Here is a 1,940-nt window from a genome sequence, read left to right on the forward strand (position 1 = left end):
ATCTCGCCCGGGCGGAGTTCGCAACGCTGCGGTTGCGCCTGCTCAAGATCGCCGTGCGGGTGCAGGAAACCACCAGCCGCATCCGACTGGCCTTTGCCTCGTGCTGTCCGGAAGCGGATCTCGTCCGCCGTCTTGCGAGCGCTCTGGCACCCCAGCCCCGGGCGGCCTCGCCCTGAGCGCCGGGGCTGCCATCGCCCCGGTCATCCCATCCCGTCCCTGCCAACGCGTTCCCCACGTTCCAGACCTTGCCGCGGTGAAAGAAACGCAGCGGATCGGCACGCCCGCGCTACCAAATAGGCCCCGAAACAAACTCTGGTGAATAGGAACGGCTAGGCCCGAGCGGTGTAGCGCAGGATGTCGGCGCCTTTATTCGCGAGGCTCCAGTTCGCGTAACGCGGATGATCGGGGCCGACCTGAACGGGCTGCGGACGCTCGGTTTCGATGGATTGGTAGAAGGCCGTCAGCAACTCCAGCGAGCGGCGCGCATCGGCCAAGGTAATGGGAAGTTCTCCCCCGGAGACGAGCGCCTCGTGATAGGGAGCGAACAATCCCTCGAAGCGCGTCGGGACGAAATTCCAGCCCTCGAACGCCTGATCGATTTGAGCCTGCACCTCCGGGGAGGCGGGGATGATCTTCCAGGGATCGTCGCCGGGTGCGTAGGGCTTCTGACTGCTCTCGAAGGTCACGTTCTCGAAGCAGAAGCGCAGGCGGCTGATCTCGTCCTGCGAACCCAAGGTTGCCGCCGTGGAGGCCAAAGCCCCGTTCTGCATCTCCAGGCTGCCGGCGACGCAATCCTCCACCTCGATGTTGTTCACGCGGGTGGCAGCGCGCGCAAACACGGACTTCACCGGACCCATGATGAAGGTGAGAAGGTCGTGCAGGTGGATCGCATGGGTGACGAGAACACCACCGAGCTCGGTTTCCCAGCGCCCGCGCCAGGGATTGTCGTAGTACTTCGCGGTCCGCTTCCAGAACACCTCGACGGAGGCGAGATAGGGCTTCCCGGCAAGGCCCTGGTCGATGATGTGCTTGGCCTTCATGATGCCGTTGCCATAGCGGTACTGGAAGATCGGCAGAACCCGGCCGCGGGATTGCTTCTCGGCCTCGATCACCTTGTCCACATCCGCCACGGAGCCCACGAGCGGCTTCTCGCAGACCACGTTCTTGCCGGCCGCGAGGGCCGCCAGGATCTGTTCGAGATGAACCGCCGGAGGTGTGCAGACATCGACGATGTCCACATCGTCCATCCGCAGGATTTCGGCATAATCCTTGGTTCGACGCTCGATGCCGAACTCATCGCCGATGCTCGCCAGGCGCTCGTCGTTGAGGTCACAGATGGCGACCACGCGGAACTTGTCCGGATGGGCCGCATAGGAAACGATGTGGGTGCGGCCGATTCCGCAGCCGACGACCGCAACATTCTTGATCATGAGCGCCTTTCTCCCTTCACTCCGAGCCGCGCGGGCTGTTCGGAGCATGACGATGCAAAACCCGGTTCCTGTGTGTGGCGGCAGACCGATCTGCAAACGGACGACAGCGACTCATTGTGGCTGAACTTCAGGAACCGCAATCTTCGCGATGCAACGGTACTCCAGCTTGCATGTCAAGATTTGTCGTGCAACATGATATGTGCTTAACTTGATCAAGTCGAAGAAACACCTACCACAGCGTAGCCGTATCAAGATTCTGGCAGGGCACCTTTAGAGTGCCGCGAACGCACAAAGTTTTGGAGGAAGCCCAGTGGCCTCAGTCGAGATCCGCAACATCCGTAAGAATTTCGGAACGGTTCCGGTCATTCATGGCGTATCGATCGACATCCAGGACGGGGAATTCGTCATCCTCGTCGGGCCGTCGGGATGCGGCAAATCCACCCTCCTGCGCATGATCGCAGGGCTGGAGAACATCTCCGGCGGCGAGCTCCGGATCGGGCCGCGGGTGGT

At 62.0% G+C, this 1,940-nt stretch carries 3 protein-coding genes; 2 read left to right on the forward strand and 1 reads right to left on the reverse strand.

The genetic code is table 11. From position 1 onward, the window contains the following. Positions 1-176, forward strand: a 176-nt coding sequence (locus FS320_RS42465; RefSeq protein ID WP_192926244.1) for a transposase, incomplete at its 5' end; no start/stop codon positions are given. Between the two features lie 153 nt (positions 177-329). Here the strand turns inward: FS320_RS42465 and FS320_RS42470 are convergent. Beyond that, on the reverse strand, positions 330-1,430 hold the full coding sequence (locus tag FS320_RS42470) for a Gfo/Idh/MocA family protein (RefSeq protein WP_152718531.1): 1,101 nt from the start codon (positions 1,428-1,430) through the stop codon (positions 330-332). 310 nt (positions 1,431-1,740) lie between these two features. On the opposite strand from FS320_RS42470, the gene FS320_RS42475 reads away from it, so the two are divergent. Further along, a partial coding sequence (locus tag FS320_RS42475) for an ATP-binding cassette domain-containing protein (RefSeq protein ID WP_162003625.1) occupies positions 1,741-1,940 on the forward strand: 200 nt, incomplete at its 3' end.

The organism is Microvirga tunisiensis, assembly GCF_009296175.1.
Classification (GTDB): Bacteria; Pseudomonadota; Alphaproteobacteria; order Rhizobiales; family Beijerinckiaceae; genus Microvirga; species Microvirga tunisiensis.

Coding starts and splice junctions, on each gene's coding strand:
- FS320_RS42470 (WP_152718531.1), bottom strand. CDS start 1,430: ATGATCAAGAATGTTGCGGTCGTCGGCTGCGGAATCGGCCGCACCCAC.